The sequence below is a fragment of the Candidatus Sericytochromatia bacterium genome, assembly GCA_035285325.1.
GTDB lineage: Bacteria > Cyanobacteriota > Sericytochromatia > S15B-MN24 > JAQBPE01 > JAYKJB01.
Window position 1 is genome coordinate 1 of sequence record JAYKJB010000062.1, and the last position, 16,486, is coordinate 16,486.

Here is a 16,486-nt window from a genome sequence, read left to right on the forward strand (position 1 = left end):
CCGTCTCGTACTCCACGTGAGCCGTGTTGATCGTGATACCGCGAGCCTTCTCTTCCGGCGCCGCGTCGATCTCGTCGTAACGCTTTGCTTCCGCCTGGCCCAACGCGGCCAACGTCATCGTGATCGCGGCCGTCAACGTGGTCTTGCCGTGGTCGACGTGCCCGATGGTGCCGATGTTCACGTGCGTTTTATTACGCTCGAATTTTTGCCGTGCCATGGGGTCTCACTTTCCTCCTTGGATGGGGGCCAGCCTGGGCCGATGTAAGCGATCAAGTTATATCGGCAAACGCGGATTCCGGCAAGTTGCCGAAACGAGCCTGAATCGCGCCTCCCCGATTGCTGGAGGAAACCGCGCAGGCACCTCAGGCTCGGCATGGTTCACTGAACGAGGGGCCACATCGGCGTCGAAGAGGGGTCTGGCGGGGCCCACTGCCGGTTCCGAACGGGCAAGACCCGCACCACAAGTTGGCCGCCAGCGGAGGCGGGAAGGGGAATTCCTTTCGGGCCAGGCCGACTCAAGACGGCCCTCCCCCTACCCACGCCGGCCGAGGTCAAGCAGCTAAACGCGGCCCCCCGCCCCTGACCGACATTCAGGGGCGGGGGTGAGACCTGGGCTACTGGACCTCTACCCAGCCCTGCAACGTGACCCGGTCTGGATCGCTGACGCGATAGCGGCCCGCCGCTGTCAACCGAACGGGTGACGAGGTGACGCGCGAGGGGACCTCGAGCGTTTGAACCACGGCGCCATCGCCAGACGCGAAAACGAGCCGATGGGCGTGCGCGTCCGCGTTGTAGAGGACCAGCTCAGCATTCGCTTCCAATCGAACCGTCTCCGGAACCAGTCGGTCCTGATGCACCACGGCAAACGATTGATTCGACTGGACCGAAGCCACTCCAGAGTCGATCAGCGCCTGGGAAGGCCACCAGGCCTGATCACGCCAGTACAGATAAGATTCAGGGCCATAGGGATAATAGCTACCCGCCCAGCCGGCATAGTACGGATAGAGATAGTCGCCATAGCGGTAGTATGAGCCGTAGGCTCCGTGCCCCCAGTGTCCGTAGCGGCCGCGGTGTCCATAGTGGCCTCCGTGGCCGTAGTGGCCGCCGTGGCCGTGGTACCCGCCGTGGCGGGTCCCGTTACCACCGTGTTGATAACCGGGGCCGCCGTGGTGACGACCATCGCCACCCTGGAAACGTCCACCGCCAGTGCCGCTGGGAGACCAGGTACCTGTGCCGTGTCTCCCGGGTGACGAATGGGGACCGCCCCCCGGCACACGGGAAACGCCGGAAGGCATCCCTGGACCGGGGCGCGGCCCGGACGTGATGGGATAATTTGCCCCAATGGGCGCCACCCGAGCCCCCGCCCCGTGGGAACCAAACGAGCGCCCAGCCCCCATGGAACCACCGTGGCCGTGCCCACCGCCGAAGCCACGGCTTTGCAGGGCATAACCGGAGGAAACGTCCTCTCCCGAGGCGAAAATCAACGTGCGGCTCGCCTCATCGGCCGAGATGGCGCTGGGAAGCGACAAGGGCGCCACCCGAGCTTGCGATGAGACGGCGGGCACCGTGGTGCAGGCTGACAGAACCAGGCCCACGACGCCAGGCAAATACTGCCGTATCGAGTTCCAAGTCATCCAATCCTCCTCCCGTGTCGTCTCAGGTGGGTGAGCCACTGCCCATTCATCCTTTTGACGAGGTTTCCACCTTAGCGCGCCCGAGAAACGGCACCAACAGACGCTCCCCAGACTCAAGACTGAAACCGGCTGCAGACCTGGGCTGAGAACCCCTCGGCGTCAGAACAGGCGTTGCGTCGGCGTCTGAGAGAGGCTAAGGACGAGTGAGGGGCAAGATCATGCCCTGCTCTTCGGTTTCAGAACCGATTGAATTCGCGGAGGGACTATGCGTTACAAGCAACTCTGGTGCCCGTCGATCGTGACGGTTTTGGCGATCGCAGCCGGATTGTCCGGCTGCCAGCAGCTGAACGACCCCACCGCCGCCAGCGGTGGAAAACCCCCTGCCACATCACGACAGCTCCTGTCGGTAGAGATTTCACCGCAAGACCAACAAGCCTTTGAGACAGCCCTGGGGCAACTGCCCGATAAAATCACGGAAGCTGAAGCCTCGGGCAAGCTGGTCTCGCTCGACTCGCAGCAGGTGGCCGGCTCCAAGCAGGGTTATTCCTTGCAATACTATCGACTTGGTGGTTTTCGCACCCGGTATGCCAGCTGGCTAGGCGGCTACGCTCCCCTCTGGGCCAACACCTGGGGCAATTACGCCTACTATCCAATGGGCGCCTATGCATTCCCGTATTACTACGCGGGTGGGGCATATTGGCGATATCGGTCGGCTTACGATCCGTTCTTCTACAACTACGGCGGCCTCTACTACCCCTACTATCGCTACCGTTTGTGGTTCTGAGTTGAAGCACCGGCGACGACCGACGCCTCAGTGGGACGTCGGTTGTCGCCCCAGTTCCTCAGTCACCTGGCGCGCCTGAGCCTGCATCTTGAGGAACACGTCGAGGAGGTCTGTGGCGTTGGAATCGACGAGGTCTGGCGAAATCCATTGGGAGGGGACCGATAGCAGTCCACCACTTTCCAGTTCGAAACCCCAGTACCCTCGGGTGGGACGACTGGCACGCCGAGCCCGCACCCCAGGCAGGCCCTCCTCCCGTTCGGAGGCCGTCGCCCAGAGAGAGAGGAGATTCTCGCGGAGACCCTGCACGACCCGTAACGCCTGCTGCTCCCTCTCCGTCTCCGGGCTTTCCAGCGAGTTGCCTGGCAGCAACGGCACCGAGAATTCGCGCCCATCCACATACAGAAGCGCCTGAACGGGGCGTCGTCCGGGACGCATCAAGACCAGCGCTCGCTCAATCGCCAAGACAGGAACCTCCGCTCCTTATCTACCCAAGCCTCTGGGGCTCTGCCAGGCGTCTTTTCGGCTCATAAAACAAAAACCTCTCGCTGCGGGCGAGAGGTTCGTTCGTTGGAGAGCCCCAGAGCAGGATTGAACTGCCGACCTCACCCTTACCAAGGGTGTGCTCTACCACTGAGCTACCGGGGCGGGATGGTGGGAGGAGGTGGATTCGAACCACCGTAGGCAGAGCCGTCTGATTTACAGTCAGATCCCTTTGGCCACTCGGGCATCCTCCCATAGGATGCTTGGTTTTTCAACTGGTGGAGCCGGCGACAGGAATTGAACCCGCAACCGCCTGATTACAAATCAGGTGCTCTACCGATTGAGCTACGCCGGCATGCGTGAGAAGCATATCAGGCCAGCAGGAAGATCGTCAAATCCTCGTCCCCTCCCGATTCGGGTCTGGTATGATGCTGAACCGAAATGCACTTATTTTCCAGGCGAGCGAGGTGCGAATCGTGGCGGAGATCGAACTGCGCAACGTGGGCAAGCGATTCGGCGATCAGCGTATCGTCAACGACCTGTCCCTCCAGATTGCCGACCGAGAGTTTCTTGTCCTGGTGGGCGCCAGCGGCTGTGGAAAGTCAACCACCCTGCGCATGATCGCGGGGCTGGAAACGCCTGACGAGGGCGAGATCCGGATCGCGGGCAGACGCGTGAACGAGACGCCGCCGAAGGGCCGTGATGTGGCGATGGTGTTTCAGAGCTATGCGCTCTACCCCCATCTCAGCGTGTTTGATAATGTGGCTTTCAGTCTTCAGTTGCGCGGCATCGCCAAGGACACCATTCAGCAGAAGGTGCTCGCGGCAGCGGACTCTTTGGGGCTGAGGCCCCTCTTGGACCGAAAACCCAAGGCGCTGTCGGGCGGTCAGCGACAACGTGTGGCCTTGGCCCGGGCGATCGTGCGGGAACCTCAGGCCTTCCTGATGGACGAACCGTTGTCGAACCTGGATGCGAAATTGCGCACGCAGACGCGGGTAGAACTGAAGCGATTGCATCAGCGATTGCAGACCACGACCGTCTATGTCACCCACGACCAGACGGAGGCCATGACCATGGGCGACCGGATTGCCGTGATGAACGGGGGACAGTTGGCCCAGATTGATACCCCTGCCGCGATTTACGAAGCACCTGCCAACGTGTTCGTGGCCTGTTTCATCGGAAGCCCAAGTATGAATTTGCTGCGCGGCACCTGTGAAAGACGCGCCGACGACGCGGTGCTGTTTCAGTGGGGAGCGCAATCGCTGAGGTTACCGATCTCGGCCACCGAGGGTGAGCAGCGGGGCTTGTTCGGTGGACCCCGCTTGCTGGGGATTCGCCCCGAGGCGCTCACCGTGATGTCCGAGACCGAGGCCGTTGCATCCTCCTTGGAGGTCACCGTCGACGTGCTCGAACCTGCCGGTTCCCGCACCTACCTACACGGCTCCAGTGCAGGACAACCTCTGGTGGCGGATCTGGACTCGTTGGGGTTGCCCCGTCTGAAGAGCGGCGACCAACTGGCGCTCACTGTTCGCGCGGACCAGTTGCACGTGTTCGATGCCGACAGCGAACGGGCGTTGCTGCACACCGCCCGGGTCCACAGCGCAGTGCTGGTATGAGCGCCGTGCCGGTACGACCCCACCTTTCCATCACCTGTCTGCTGGCAACGGCCTTGACCCTCACCTCACTGGTGGCGTGTGACTCCGGAACCACGGCCAACAGCCTGGTGCTCTGGCACGCCTGGGGCGGGGCTGAGTTGAGTGCCCTGAGGACGCTGTCCGCCCGCTATCAGGCGCAATTTCCGGGGCGAGAAGTGCTGCTCCTGCAGGTTCCGTACGACAAGCTAAAAGACAAATACATCCGTTCAACCGCCGCCAACGGAGGCCCAGACCTGGTGATCGGCGACGCCGATTGGTCCGGGAAATTTGCCGCATCCGAACTGGCCCTGCGCATCGACAACTGGTTCTCCGAGGCCGAGCTGTCTCGTTTTCATCCCGGGGCACTGGCCGCGCTGAAACGGGGCGATCGCCTCTGCGCCATCCCAGAATCTCGCGAGACGGTGGCCCTCTACTACAACCGCCGTCACGTGACCAAGCCACCCACCACCGTGGAGGAATTGCTCGCGTTGAGCGCGGCGATCGGGCGCCAAAGCGCAGACAAGGTCAAGGGCTTCGTTTTCAACGGCGAATTCTATTACGCGATGGGTTGGTTTTTTGGCGCCGGCGCCCGCTTGTTCGAGGAATCGGGGCGAGTCGCAGTGGCCAGCGAGGCCGCCAATTCAGCGGTGTCGTTGGTCGGCCAACTGGCGAAGGCTCCCGGGGTGATGGTCAGCCACGAATACGCCAAGCCGGACTCCTGGTACAAGCAGGGCCAGGCGGCCATGATTGTCAACGGGCCGTGGGCCCTGGTGGACTACCAGAAAGCCCTGGGCGATGGGCTTGGCGTGGCCAAACTGCCGCGTTGGTCGAATACCCGAGCGAGTGCCCCGTGGGTGGGGGTGAAATGTCTGATGTTCAACCCCAACTCCGATGATGCCCATCGACGCATGGCCAAGGACTTCGCCCTGTTCGTGACCTCCCCGGAGAGCCAGGCCCTTTTGGCGGAACAAGCCGGTCACATTCCGGCGATTCGCGGGTACACGGCTCCTGAGGGGTCTCCCTTGGCGGTCTTCAATGCCCAGGCAGACGAGGGAACGCCCGTCTCGATCAGCCCCGATATGGCCGCCGTGTGGGAACCGATGAATAAAGCACTGCGTAAAGTCGTCCAGGGAGAGGCTCCGACGCCGGAGGCTCTGGGTGAGGCCGCCCGATCGATCCAGGCCAAGGTCGATGAAATCCGGGCCCACCAACCATGAAACAGTCATTTTGGGCGGGCATCAGACGCCCGGAAGCGCGCCTGGCTTACGCTTACATCCTGCCTGCGACCCTGGTGATGGCGGCCATCACCTTCTATCCGATGCTGTACGGCATCTGGATGGCCTTCACCAACTTTGGTCCGACCCACATTCGCGATCAATCTCCCGACTTCGTCGGTTTGGCCAATTTCTGGGCCCTGCTTCAACGTGCTCCCTATCTGGACGTGGACTTCTTTCGGGTGTTGGGCTTCACCTTGCTCTGGACCGTGTCCAACCTGGTGTTCCACGTCGTGATCGGGGTGGCCCTGGCCTTGTTGCTGAATCGAGAAGGCTTGCGGGGTAAACGCGTGTACCGCGCGCTGCTGATCCTGCCCTGGGCCGTCCCCGTGTATGTGACCGCACTGGTCTGGCGCAACATGTTCGATGCCCAGAGCGGGGCCTTCAACCTCGCGTTGGCGGCATGGGGCTTGCCCGGTATCGAATGGATGAATGCCTTTCCAACCGCCTTCGCGGCCGTGTTGCTGACCAACATCTGGCTAGGGTTTCCGTTCATGATGATGGTGGCCACCGGCGGACTCCAGGCGATTCCGAAGGACTATTACGAAGCAGCCAGTCTGGACGGCGCATCCGCCTGGACCCAGTTCTGGAACATCACGGTGCCGATGTTGAAACCGACCATGGTCCCGGCCATCACCCTGGGCGCCGTGTGGACCTTCAACAACTTCAACGTGATCTACTTCGTCTCGCGCGGGGAACCCTTCGGCAAGACCGAAATCCTGGTCACCCAGGCTTACAAACTGATCGACCCGATGGGCCTGTATGGGGTGGCATCCGCCTTCTCCATCCTGATTTTCTTCATTCTCTTCGGCCTCACCCAATTCAACCTGCGCCTGACGCGCAGTCTCGAGGAGGTCTGACGTGACGCCGGTCGATGCGCCCACCCGCGAGGACGCGGCCCACCGGGCTTCTCCCGTAGTCGTTCCAGCGCCCTCACGTGGGCTGACGCCGCGACAGCGGCGCCGCCTGGGTGACGCAGGCGCCCACCTCGTCCTTTGCTTCTTTTCGCTGTTCGCCATCTTTCCGGTCTGGTGGGTCGTGGCCATGGCGCTGGACCCCAACAGCGTGGCGGCTCCCTCCAAGCTCGTGCTGATTCCGGAAGGCATCTCGTTCGCCTCCTTCCAGCGGGTCATCGCCAACCCGACCGAGGTCGATGGCCTGACCTTCGGGCGCCTGCTGTGGAACAGCGTATTGCTCTCGGCCGGCACGACGGCCATCGGCATCGGTCTGGGGGCGACCGCGGCCTATGCCTTCAGTCGCTTCCGCTTTCCTGGCCGGGAAGCGGGGTTGATGAGTTTTCTGGTACTTCAGATGTTTCCCGCGGTGGCGACGGTGGCGCCGCTCTACGTGCTGCTCTCCGTGCTGCACATCCGCACCAGCCTGTTGGGCCTGGCGATCGCCTATGCGGCCGGCACCCTGCCCTTCGCCATCTGGAACATGAAAGGTTACTTCGACACGGTCCCCAAAGATCTGGAAGAAGCTGCCTTGATCGACGGATGCACGCCCACCTCCGCGTTCGTGCGCATCATTCTGCCATTGGCCGCGCCGGCGGTGGCGGTCACGGCCCTGTTTGGGTTCATGACCGGTTGGACCGAAATCGTCCTGGCCTGGACCATGCTGGAAAACCCCAAGACCTTCACGCTCGCCATGGCGCTTTACGGCATGGTGGGACAGTATTCCACCACCAAGCCCTGGAGCGAGTTCGCTGCGATGTCGATTCTCATTTCCCTGCCCGTGGTGGTGGTCATGCTGCTGCTCCAGCGCTACATCGTCTCGGGTCTGACCAGCGGTGCCGTCAAGGGTTGAGCGGCTGGCTTGATTTAAAACATATGTTCGATTAAACTCCCTCTGAAAAGGGGGAGATTCGTGGCAAAACAGAAGTCCAAGTACGTCTGCCAGGCCTGCGGAGCGGAGCAGGCTCGCTGGTTCGGCAAGTGTCCAGATTGTCAGGCCTGGAACACCCTCGTCGAAGAACTGGTCACCCCTGTCGGCACGGGGCGAGCGGGGACCGCATCGGGCGCAGTTCGAGTTCGCGCGGTCCCGATGGCCGAGGTCGCCCTGGCCGAGGAAGAGCGATTTCCGACCGGTCTTTCGGAGCTGGACCGGGTGTTGGGCGGTGGTGTGGTGCCAGGCTCCCTGGTGTTGCTGGGAGGCGACCCGGGCATCGGCAAGTCAACCCTGCTGCTACAGGTGGCGCAGAACATCGCCGCCAGCGGTCTGACCGTCCTGTATGCCTCGGGGGAAGAGAGCGCCAAGCAAATTCGCCTGCGCGCCAAACGCCTGAACGCCGAGCACGCGAACCTGCACGTCCTGGCTGAGACGGATATCCATGCCATCGAAGGAGCGATTCGCGACTTGCGCCCGAGCTGGGCCGTGATTGACTCGATTCAGGCGGTCTACGATGCCGAGACCAACTCCCTGCCTGGAAGCGTCAGCCAGGTCCGTGCGGCCACCGGTTGTCTGCTGAAACTCGCCAAGGAGGAAGGCATTGCCCTGTGCCTGGTCGGCCACGTCACCAAGGAGGGGACACTGGCTGGCCCCCGCGTGCTGGAGCACATGGTCGACACGGTGCTGTATTTCGAAGGCGATCGCTTCAAGAGCCACCGCCTGATCCGCGGGGTCAAGAACCGCTACGGCGCCACCAACGAGGTCGGCGTGTTTGAAATGGAAACGGCCGGCCTGCGCGAGGTGTTGAATCCCTCGGAGCTCTTTCTCGCTGAACGGGCGCCCGATGCGAGCGGCTCCGCGATCGTGGCCACCATGGAGGGCACTCGTCCGCTGCTGGTCGAGGTGCAGGCCCTGGTCAGCCCGAGTGCCCTGGCTCAGCCGCGACGCAGCGCCACCGGTCTGGAGTACAATCGCCTGGTCCAGATCCTGGCCGTGCTCGAAAAGCGGGTCGGCCTGAGTCTGGCCAAGGCGGATGCCTACCTCAATGTGGTAGGGGGGCTCGATATCGGGGAGCCGGCCGCCGACCTGGCTGTCGCGCTGGCGATCGCCTCCAGTTTGCGGGACGTGCCGCTGCCAGCAGACCTGGTGGCCCTCGGAGAAATTGGTCTGAATGGCGAGATTCGCGCGGTATCAGGCCTCGAAGCAAGACTCAAGGAAGCGGCCAAGCTCGGATTCAAGACCGCCCTCGTCCCCAAACACAACCTCGGCAGCGTTCCCATCCCACCGGAATTGCGAGTGGTGGGAGTCACCCGCCTGATGGAGTCAATTCTCAGGGCGTTGGGGGTGCCGGACGCGGCAGAGTCCCCTGAGCCGGATGCCGCATCCGAACCTCCCTCCAGCGCATCGCGCACGCGCGGACGCTGATCTGCGGAGGAATCGCGGGGCCCACATAAGACCATTCACATAACCCGATTCACATAATCAAATCCAGGGAATCATCAAAGAGTAGGCAACCTGGCAAGGGTTACCCACCTGTCCACAAAACCCTGCGTGGCGGAGGCGAGGCCCTGCTCTCTGGTGAAAAGGATTGCGACGTGCGCTCAGGCGAGCGGTTAGTCCGTGCGGTGTTGTACCTCCTGCTTCCCACCTTGGGGGCCTGCCAAGGCGGGAGGGGCAACGCCATCCCGATGGCTCCCGCCAGCAACGCTGAGGGGGGCTGGATTCGGCCGCTCGCGGCTGCTTCGCCCGCGCAACTCAGTTTACCTTTGGCTGGGACGGCCGCCCCTGCGCAGACGCTCCAGCTTGATCCTGACGTGGACGCGCTACGCGTGGCCAAAGCCGCGGGCGTGGCAACCCCTTCCGACCCTTCACCCGAGACGGCGGAAAGCCAGTCGCCCACCGTCCCGGGGCTGGAGCTCACGGGCGAAGTGACTACCCTGGCAGGGTCGACGCGCGGCTTTCTCAAGGGACAAGGAAGCGGGGCCAAATTCGCGTTCCCGCAAGGCGCCCACGTCAATTATTTCGGGGTCCTGTTCGTCGCCGATACGGAGAACAACCGCATTCGTCGCATCCTACCGGATGGCGTCGTCACCACGCCAGCCGGGACGCAAATGGGGTTCAAGGAGGGCAGCTACGAAGTGGCCCAATTCGCCACGCCTCTGGCGGTGGAGACCCTCTGGAATGGCACGACCTACGTGAGCGACGGGGGAAACCATCGTATCAGAATGGTGTCGTGGAAAGGGGAGGTGAGCACGCTGGCAGGCTCTACCCCAGGCTATGCCGATGGCGCCGGCGACTTGGCCAAATTCGCCTGGCCACACGGCCTGGCCCTCGCACCAGATGGCACGCTTTATGTGGCAGACAGTGGCAATCACCGCATTCGCGTGATCAGCAAGGAGGGCACGGTCAGCACGCTGGCCGGGTCGGAGCAAGGCCGTGCGGATGGCCAGGCCGGCTCTGCCCGGTTTTCCTGGCCGCAGGGGCTGGCCTTGGGCAGCGATGGCACCTTGTACGTGGCGGACAGCGGCAACCATTGCATCCGAAAGGTCTCGCGGGAGGGCACGGTCAGCACCTGGGCAGGCTCGCACCAGGGAGCGGCCGACGGCACTGGGGCCTCGGCGCAGTTCCACTCCCCGGCGGGGCTGGCGCTTCACCGCGACGGCACCCTGTATGTCGCGGATGCGGGGAACCACCGCATCCGGAAGATCTCCCGGGATGGCGTGGTGAGTACCGTGGCCGGCTCGGTGCGCGGCTTCGCTGATGGCCAGGGGGCTGCGGCGCAATTCTCCAGCCCGTGTGGAGTGGCGCTGGGTAGCAATGGTCCGCTCTACGTCACGGACAAGGACAACCATCGCATCCGCGTGATCCGCTGAGGCTGGGCGCGTGGCGCCGGCTTGCCTGGCTGGTCGCTGGGCGATAGGGGCTCCGGCGAGAAGGGTATGAAAGGCGCGGCTTGCCTGTCGCCCCCCGCCCATCGGGCCCTCGCGCACCGCCCTGGTGATGGAAGGAGTCTTGCGTGCTTGGGTTCGGTCTTGTGGTCCTGTTCGTGCTCCTCGTGGCATTCATCCGAGGAGGCGAGGCCCAACGCCTGCTGGACCTGCACGCGTTCATCGTGGTGATCGGCGGAACCCTGGTGGCGGGGGCCTTTGCCTACCCGATGGCGGTGTTTCAGCGCCTGCCTTACCTGTTCATGATGTCCGTGACCGCCGAAGGGCTGCACATGCCGGACGTGGTCGCGCAACTGGTCAAGGCCAGCGATCGCGTCCGCCAGGGCGGGCGAGTCGCTGCGCTGGGCTCCCCTCGCGACGTGCCGGACCCGTTCATGCGCCAGGGGCTGCAACTCGTGGCGGAGGGCTTCGAGCCGGCTGAAATCCGCAGCTTGATGGAGGCCGAGTTGTCGGCGATGCGTGGCCGTCATCGCGACGGCATCAGCCTGTTCGAAGGCTTGGGCGGATTCGCCCCGACCATGGGGATTCTGGGCACGGTCGAGGCCATGGTGTCGATCCTTGGCAACCTGACCAATCCCGACAAGATCGGACTCGACATCGCTCTGGCCATGGTCGCGACCCTGTATGGGGTGGGCATGGCCAACCTCGTCTGCATTCCGGTCGCCAACCGCCTGCGCAAACTTTCCGAGGAAGAACTGCGGGCCCGCCAGGTCATGGTGGACGTGCTCGTCAACATTCAGGAGGGGGCCAAGCCCGAGTTCGTGCGGGAACGCCTGCGCGGCGCCCTTCCGCCCCAGAAGCGCCGCGAACTCGCCGTGTTGCGTGAACGTCGCGCGCGCCGGGCGGCCACCGCTCCCGTCGCCGCCGCGGCAGCACCCCCGGCCTACACGGACCCGGAAGAAGAGCAATACGACGACATGTACGGTCAGAATCCGAACGACCCGGAGATCTACTGACCCATGGGCCGTGACTGGTACCACGACCGCGAAGAGGGCGCCGCAGCAGCGGATTCCGGTGGCCGGGAACGTTGGATGGTCACTTACGCCGACATGATCACGTTGCTGCTGGTCTTCTTCATCGTGCTGTATGCCAGCTCCAGCTCCATCAGCGGCGAAAAATTCGATCGTTTGGCGGGCAGTCTGGCCACCTCCATCAAGAAGACGGTCAAACCGAAGGTGTCCGATCGGCTGGCCTTCCAGAATGACGACAGCAAGCAAACTCGCAAATTCAAAGCAACGGCGGACGCGGTGCTGGTGTCGCTGGTCAAGACCGACCCCAAAAGCGATGTGAAGGTCGACATCGATGAACGGGGGATGATCGTCAGCCTGATCGACACCAGCTTCTTCGACTCAGGCTCAGCCGTTTTGAAGCCGGCCGGCCAGCGCGTCTTGAAAAAGGTCGCGGCGAATTTCAAAGGCTTGCCGAACGAGATCCGCGTGGAAGGTCACACCGACAGCTTGCCGATCCGCACCGCCCGTTTCGCCTCCAACTGGGAACTCTCCAGCGCCCGCGCCACGGCTGTGGCGCGCTACATGATCGACCAGGTTCGTCTGCCGGCCCATCGGATGTCCGTGGCAGCCTTTGCCGAGAACAAGCCGGTGGCCAGCAACGGCCTCTCCGAGGGACGCAAGCGCAATCGCCGCGTGGACATCGTGATCTTGAAGCAGGAGGAGGCTTCGCCAATCGGCGCCGGTCTGCCGCTCGAGACCATGCCCCTCACCACGCCGTCGCAACGCCCCCGCAAAGCCAAGGGGGCGGAGCCAGCGCAGCAACCCAAGCGAAACTTCGCCAACCCGTTCCAGTAGCGATGATGAGCGGGGCGCCGGCAAACAAAACCTAAGTCGAGACTTAATCAAAACTTGACTCACCCTTTCCCCTCTGGCGACAAGGTTGATGTCGGACCGTCGGATATTCTCTGCGGATGGATGTGTCACCCGCGGGAGAGCCACGTATGACCAACCCGAACGTGCAAGGGTATTTCAGCGGCCCGTCGCTGCCGCCCGCTGCCCAAGGTCCAATGACCCCGCCCGCGAGCCCCGGCGCGGCCTACGTCAGCACGCCGGCGTATCCCGGCCAGGCGCCCGTGACGACCTGGGAAACCTGGGTGCCGACCTCGGCTGCCGACCCTTACGTGGCCGGGATGCGCACCAGCGCCTCCGCCCTGGCGGCCTTCAGAAACGTCAATTCGGTGGCCGTGGGCGCCCGCTTTGAAGTGGCCAAGGCCCTGAAAATGGGCGGAGCACGGGTCAGCGCGAGTGCGGCCCGCTTTTCCGGGCGCACCAGCCGCGCCACCGCGTTGCCGAAAGGCATGAAGGCGGCCTCTTCGGTGGCCCAGAAGACCCAGTACACCCAGGGGATCCAGGCAGGGGTCGGCTCCGCGTTTCGACACACGTTTCTGTCAGTGGGGAACGTGGCCCGGGCCATTGGCAGTTCGGCCCTCGTCGCGATTCCGATGGCGCTGGTCACGAACTTGTTGGACTTCGCCGCAGGAAAGATCACCGAGCAGCAACGCAACGCCTTGATCGTGGCGGATGCCGCCGGCTACACGGCCACCGGCGCGACCGCCACACTGGTGGGCGGGTTCGTGGGATCGACCTTCCTCGGGCCGGCCATCGGGACCGTGATCGGGATTGGCGCCGGTTTCGCGCTGGGCTGGCTCTATGAGAAATACATCCGTCCCCAATGGGGAGAATGGGTCCGTGGTGCGATGTACGCGGCGCCGACGCCCACGCCGGTTCCCGACTACCCTCCGCCCAAGTGAATCAGTAGAGGCCCCTCACCCCCGACACGGACGAGGGGGCCGTCGCCACGCACGCGGAAGGGGCACACGACGTGACCGTCAGGTGCCCCTTTCCACGAAGTCGACACGCACGCGTGTCGGCCCACCAAGCTTCAGAGCCACGTCGAGGCGGGTCCCGCCACCTCAGCCTGCCCGAAGCACAGCAGGTTCAATTTTTGCGGAGGTCCGCGATGTTGTCGTGACGCCCCTGTTCCGCGCCCGCAGGGGGAGCGGGGTGCAACTGCAAATGCATCACACCGTCGACGTGGCGCACCGTGTGGGGCGGGACCGTATTCAGCTGTTTGTCTTCCAAGCGGGAGGCTCCTTCATCCGGGAACAATACGTCCCGATGTTTCGCCGTCATTGGCCACCAACTGCCCCCCATTGGGCTTAAACTTATTTTAATACTAATCCTCTGAATCTGCCAAGCCCCTCCCCGGCTCAGCGGACGCATCAGCGGCAACCAAGCGCTCTCGTTCGGCCGCCAGTTGGGCCAGGAATCGTTGGTCCGTTTTCGTCAGGTCTGCCCCGGCCAGCAGGTCCGGACGACGCTCGAAGGTTCGCTGCAAGGCCTGTTCTCGCCGCCAGCGTGCCACGCGGGCGTGGTCCCCAGACAGCAGCACCTCAGGTACGCCGTGGCCCATGAAGTCTGCCGGCCGCGTGTAATGCGGGTAATCGAGCAGGCCGTCCCAAAAAGAATCCTCGTGGGGCGAGGCCTGCTTCCCGAGTACCCCCGGCAACAGGCGCACCACGGCATCCGTCACGACCAACGCGGGGAGTTCGCCTCCCGTCAACACGTAGTCGCCGATCGAGAGTTCATCCGTGACCATATGTTGATGAACCCGTTCGTCGATCCCCTCATAATGGCCGCACAAAAAGACCAGATGGCTTTCCTTGGCGAGTTCCTTGGCATAAGCCTGGTCGAAGGTCCGGCCCTGTGGGGTGGTCACGATGATGCGGGCATGGGAGGGCAGATTGGCGGACTGCAGGGACTTCCAGACGATGTCGGGCTTCAACACCATGCCGACTCCCCCGCCGAAAGGCTTGTCGTCGACGGTCCGATGCCGATTCGTGGCCTGGTCCCGCATATCGTGCAGGGCCGTCGTGAGTACGCCCGCCGCCTGCGCACGTTTGAGAATCGAAGTCTGCAGGTAGCCGAAGGCGTCCGGAAACAGAGTGAGATAGTCGATGTGTAACCGACTCACTCCAGCATTCCCTCGATCAGGTGAAGCCTGACCTCGCCCGCCTCCCGGTCAACCTTGAGGACGAACGCGTCGACCCAGGGGACATAGACCTCGCTGCCGTCAGGGCGGCGAATCTCAAGCAAGTCCTGCCCGGCTCGCAACACCTCCACCACCTCCCCGATGGGTGTCCCGGAGGCGTCATCGACGGCTTGCAGCCCGAGGACATCCGCGTAAAGAATCTGCCCAGGCTTGCGCTTGGCCTCCGCATAGGGGACCTGCAGCCAGGCCTGGCGCAATCTGGCTGCGGGCTCCGGCGCGTCATAGCCCCGAAAACGTGCCATCAAGACACCGTCCTTGCGCAGAACCACGTCTTCCACCGTCAGTTCCTCGCGGCTGCCATCCGCCAAGTGGGCCGAGACGGTTTTGAGTTCCTTCAAGCGCAAGGGATCATCGGTCAATGGTCGCAGCTTGAGGTCCCCACGCACCCCGTGCGTGGTGACGATCTGCGCGATGGAAAGCCACTCAGGTGGCGCAGCCACGTCAGGCCCCCTCAGGCGGAAACCGGCGTTTGCATCGCCTGAATCACGGCATCCGCAAAGCCTGCCGTGGTCCCGGTGCCACTCGGATTGAGGTCTGGTGTCAAGGCGGTTCCGTCCCGCAGCACGACCTTGATGGCCTCATCAAGCTTGCGAGCCGCTTCCCGTTCGCCGATGTGCTCCAGCATCAAGCGCCCCGAAAGCAGCATTGCCAGGGGGTTGGCAATGCCTTTACCCGCGATCATAGGCGCCGTGCCGTGGGTGGCTTCAAACACGGTGGCATGGGTGCCGATGTTGGCCCCTGGCGCCACGCCCAGCCCGCCAATCAGGCCGGCACAGAGATCCGAAACGATGTCGCCGTAGAGATTCCCCAGCACCATCACATCGAAGGATTCCGGTCGAATCACCAGGTTCATGCAAGCCGCATCGACAATCATCTCCTCAAACTGGATCTGCGGGTATTGCGCCGCCACCTCGCGGGCCACCCGGAGAAACAATCCGTCCGAGGCTTTCATGATGTTGGCCTTGTGGATGGCCGTGACCTTACGCCGATGGTTGTCGATGGCGTACTGGAACGCGAACTCGACAATACGCCGACTGCCCCGCTCAGAGATGGGTTTCAGACTGATGGCTGCATCCGCCGCGATGCACTTCTTGGGAGCGTAGGTCTGCACCACGTCGCAGATGGCCTTGGCGCCTTCCGAGCCCATGTCAAACTCGATACCAGCATACAGGTCTTCCGTGTTCTCGCGAATGATGACCAGGTCCACCTCGCTGTAGCGCGACATGATGCCAGGGTAGGTTTTGCAGGGACGCACGCAAGAGTAGAGGTCGAGGCCCTGTCGCAAGGCCACGTTGACGGAGCGAAATCCCGTGCCGATCGGCGTCCCGATCGGGCCCTTGAGAGCCAGCTTGTTGCGTCGGACCGAATCCAGCACCGAATCAGGCAGTGGCTCCGTGGCGCCCGTCTGTTCCATGTGCGTCACGCCCGCCTGGACCGTTTCCCATTCAAATGGAACCCCCGTGGCCTCCAGGATGCGGGTGGCGGCCTGGGTGATCTCCGGGCCGATACCATCGCCGGGAATGAGGGTCACACGGTAGGTCATGATGCGCAAGAACTCCCATCGAACGAAGGGTAATGACACCGCATTGTACCCGTTGCCCGCTTCCTCCTCGCGGTTACACTGGGCCCAAACACATGACGGCCTCCCCGTTGAAGGGGAGGCCGTCATCTTCGGTGGCATCGCGAATCTTGGAAACCGACCCCCGCACATCCGTGCGCTTGCGACGCCAATCCGGTGGGCCGTCCGTGGCAGGACCGGTCCTGGGGATCTCCATTCCTGTCA

The 16,486-nt window shown here is 63.4% G+C and carries 17 protein-coding genes and 3 tRNA genes; 10 read left to right on the forward strand and 10 right to left on the reverse strand.

All coding sequences use genetic code 11. The features are described from left to right. Both VKP62_08130 and VKP62_08135 read right to left on the reverse strand, forming a co-directional pair. A partial coding sequence (locus VKP62_08130; protein ID MEB3197159.1) for a GTP-binding protein occupies window positions 1–217 on the reverse strand: 217 nt, incomplete at its 3' end. 397 nt (window positions 218–614) lie between these two features. Beyond that, window positions 615–1,634 (reverse strand): hypothetical protein, encoded by a 1,020-nt coding sequence (locus VKP62_08135; protein MEB3197160.1) that lies wholly within the window; start codon window positions 1,632–1,634, stop codon window positions 615–617. A 265-nt stretch (window positions 1,635–1,899) separates the two neighbouring features. Between VKP62_08135 and VKP62_08140 the strand changes: the two genes are divergently transcribed. Then, complete coding sequence (locus tag VKP62_08140) at window positions 1,900–2,418, forward strand: hypothetical protein (protein ID MEB3197161.1); 519 nt, start codon at window positions 1,900–1,902, stop codon at window positions 2,416–2,418. 27 nt (window positions 2,419–2,445) lie between these two features. Here VKP62_08140 and VKP62_08145 read toward each other — a convergent pair whose 3' ends face one another. The 4 genes from VKP62_08145 to VKP62_08160 form a co-directional block, all read right to left on the reverse strand. Continuing rightward, a complete protein-coding gene (locus VKP62_08145; protein MEB3197162.1) occupies window positions 2,446–2,880 on the reverse strand; it encodes a hypothetical protein in 435 nt (144 codons plus the stop codon). A gap of 111 nt (window positions 2,881–2,991) precedes the next feature. Next, window positions 2,992–3,063, reverse strand: a tRNA-Thr gene (locus VKP62_08150). Window positions 3,064–3,067: 4 nt separating this feature from the next. Continuing rightward, window positions 3,068–3,152 (reverse strand) — tRNA-Tyr (locus VKP62_08155). Between the two features lie 25 nt (window positions 3,153–3,177). Next, window positions 3,178–3,253, reverse strand: a tRNA-Thr gene (locus VKP62_08160). A 121-nt stretch (window positions 3,254–3,374) separates the two neighbouring features. Between VKP62_08160 and ugpC the strand changes: the two genes are divergently transcribed. The 9 genes from ugpC to VKP62_08205 all read left to right on the forward strand — a co-directional run bounded on the left by ugpC (window position 3,375) and on the right by VKP62_08205 (window position 13,402). Next, window positions 3,375–4,514 (forward strand): sn-glycerol-3-phosphate ABC transporter ATP-binding protein UgpC, encoded by a 1,140-nt coding sequence (gene ugpC, locus VKP62_08165; protein ID MEB3197163.1) that lies wholly within the window; start codon window positions 3,375–3,377, stop codon window positions 4,512–4,514. A gap of 5 nt (window positions 4,515–4,519) precedes the next feature. Next, window positions 4,520–5,749, forward strand: coding sequence for an extracellular solute-binding protein (locus tag VKP62_08170; GenBank protein MEB3197164.1), 1,230 nt, complete (start codon window positions 4,520–4,522; stop codon window positions 5,747–5,749). After that, window positions 5,746–6,666, forward strand: coding sequence for a sugar ABC transporter permease (locus VKP62_08175; protein ID MEB3197165.1), 921 nt, complete (start codon window positions 5,746–5,748; stop codon window positions 6,664–6,666). Before VKP62_08170 ends, VKP62_08175 begins: the two co-directional genes overlap by 4 nt. A gap of 1 nt (window position 6,667) precedes the next feature. Continuing rightward, the gene (locus VKP62_08180; protein ID MEB3197166.1) at window positions 6,668–7,612 is read left to right on the forward strand and encodes a sugar ABC transporter permease; all 945 of its coding nucleotides are present in this window, start codon (window positions 6,668–6,670) and stop codon (window positions 7,610–7,612) included. 60 nt (window positions 7,613–7,672) lie between these two features. After that, the gene (gene radA / locus VKP62_08185; protein ID MEB3197167.1) at window positions 7,673–9,118 is read left to right on the forward strand and encodes a DNA repair protein RadA; all 1,446 of its coding nucleotides are present in this window, start codon (window positions 7,673–7,675) and stop codon (window positions 9,116–9,118) included. A gap of 389 nt (window positions 9,119–9,507) precedes the next feature. Next, a complete protein-coding gene (locus tag VKP62_08190; protein ID MEB3197168.1) occupies window positions 9,508–10,566 on the forward strand; it encodes an NHL repeat-containing protein in 1,059 nt (352 codons plus the stop codon). 143 nt (window positions 10,567–10,709) lie between these two features. Then, window positions 10,710–11,597 (forward strand): MotA/TolQ/ExbB proton channel family protein, encoded by an 888-nt coding sequence (locus tag VKP62_08195; protein ID MEB3197169.1) that lies wholly within the window; start codon window positions 10,710–10,712, stop codon window positions 11,595–11,597. A gap of 3 nt (window positions 11,598–11,600) precedes the next feature. After that, a complete protein-coding gene (locus VKP62_08200) occupies window positions 11,601–12,446 on the forward strand; it encodes an OmpA family protein (GenBank protein MEB3197170.1) in 846 nt (281 codons plus the stop codon). Between the two features lie 146 nt (window positions 12,447–12,592). After that, window positions 12,593–13,402 carry a hypothetical protein gene (locus VKP62_08205; protein ID MEB3197171.1) on the forward strand — a complete coding sequence of 270 codons (810 nt, stop codon included), beginning with the start codon at window positions 12,593–12,595 and terminating at the stop codon, window positions 13,400–13,402. Window positions 13,403–13,589: 187 nt separating this feature from the next. Here VKP62_08205 and VKP62_08210 read toward each other — a convergent pair whose 3' ends face one another. The 4 genes from VKP62_08210 to VKP62_08225 form a co-directional block, all read right to left on the reverse strand. Next, window positions 13,590–13,733 carry a hypothetical protein gene (locus VKP62_08210; protein ID MEB3197172.1) on the reverse strand — a complete coding sequence of 48 codons (144 nt, stop codon included), beginning with the start codon at window positions 13,731–13,733 and terminating at the stop codon, window positions 13,590–13,592. Between the two features lie 94 nt (window positions 13,734–13,827). Beyond that, on the reverse strand, window positions 13,828–14,625 hold the full coding sequence (gene trmD, locus VKP62_08215; protein ID MEB3197173.1) for a tRNA (guanosine(37)-N1)-methyltransferase TrmD: 798 nt from the start codon (window positions 14,623–14,625) through the stop codon (window positions 13,828–13,830). Beyond that, window positions 14,622–15,143, reverse strand: a complete 522-nt coding sequence (gene rimM / locus VKP62_08220; protein ID MEB3197174.1) for a ribosome maturation factor RimM — start codon at window positions 15,141–15,143, stop codon at window positions 14,622–14,624. Before rimM ends, trmD begins: the two co-directional genes overlap by 4 nt. Window positions 15,144–15,154: 11 nt before the next feature. Beyond that, window positions 15,155–16,246: an isocitrate/isopropylmalate dehydrogenase family protein gene (locus VKP62_08225; protein MEB3197175.1), complete on the reverse strand. Its 1,092-nt coding sequence runs from the start codon at window positions 16,244–16,246 to the stop codon at window positions 15,155–15,157. Window positions 16,247–16,486: the final 240 nt, after the last annotated feature.

What these genes read in the sequence shown, in the direction of transcription:
- VKP62_08205 (MEB3197171.1), top strand. Translation starts at nt 12,593, where the DNA reads ATGACCAACCCGAACGTGCAAGGGTATTTCAGCGGCCCGTCGCTGCCG.
- VKP62_08135 (MEB3197160.1), bottom strand. Translation starts at nt 1,634, where the DNA reads ATGACTTGGAACTCGATACGGCAGTATTTGCCTGGCGTCGTGGGCCTG.
- VKP62_08140 (MEB3197161.1), top strand. Translation starts at nt 1,900, where the DNA reads ATGCGTTACAAGCAACTCTGGTGCCCGTCGATCGTGACGGTTTTGGCG.
- VKP62_08175 (MEB3197165.1), top strand. Translation starts at nt 5,746, where the DNA reads ATGAAACAGTCATTTTGGGCGGGCATCAGACGCCCGGAAGCGCGCCTG.
- VKP62_08225 (MEB3197175.1), bottom strand. Translation starts at nt 16,246, where the DNA reads ATGACCTACCGTGTGACCCTCATTCCCGGCGATGGTATCGGCCCGGAG.
- VKP62_08200 (MEB3197170.1), top strand. Translation starts at nt 11,601, where the DNA reads ATGGGCCGTGACTGGTACCACGACCGCGAAGAGGGCGCCGCAGCAGCG.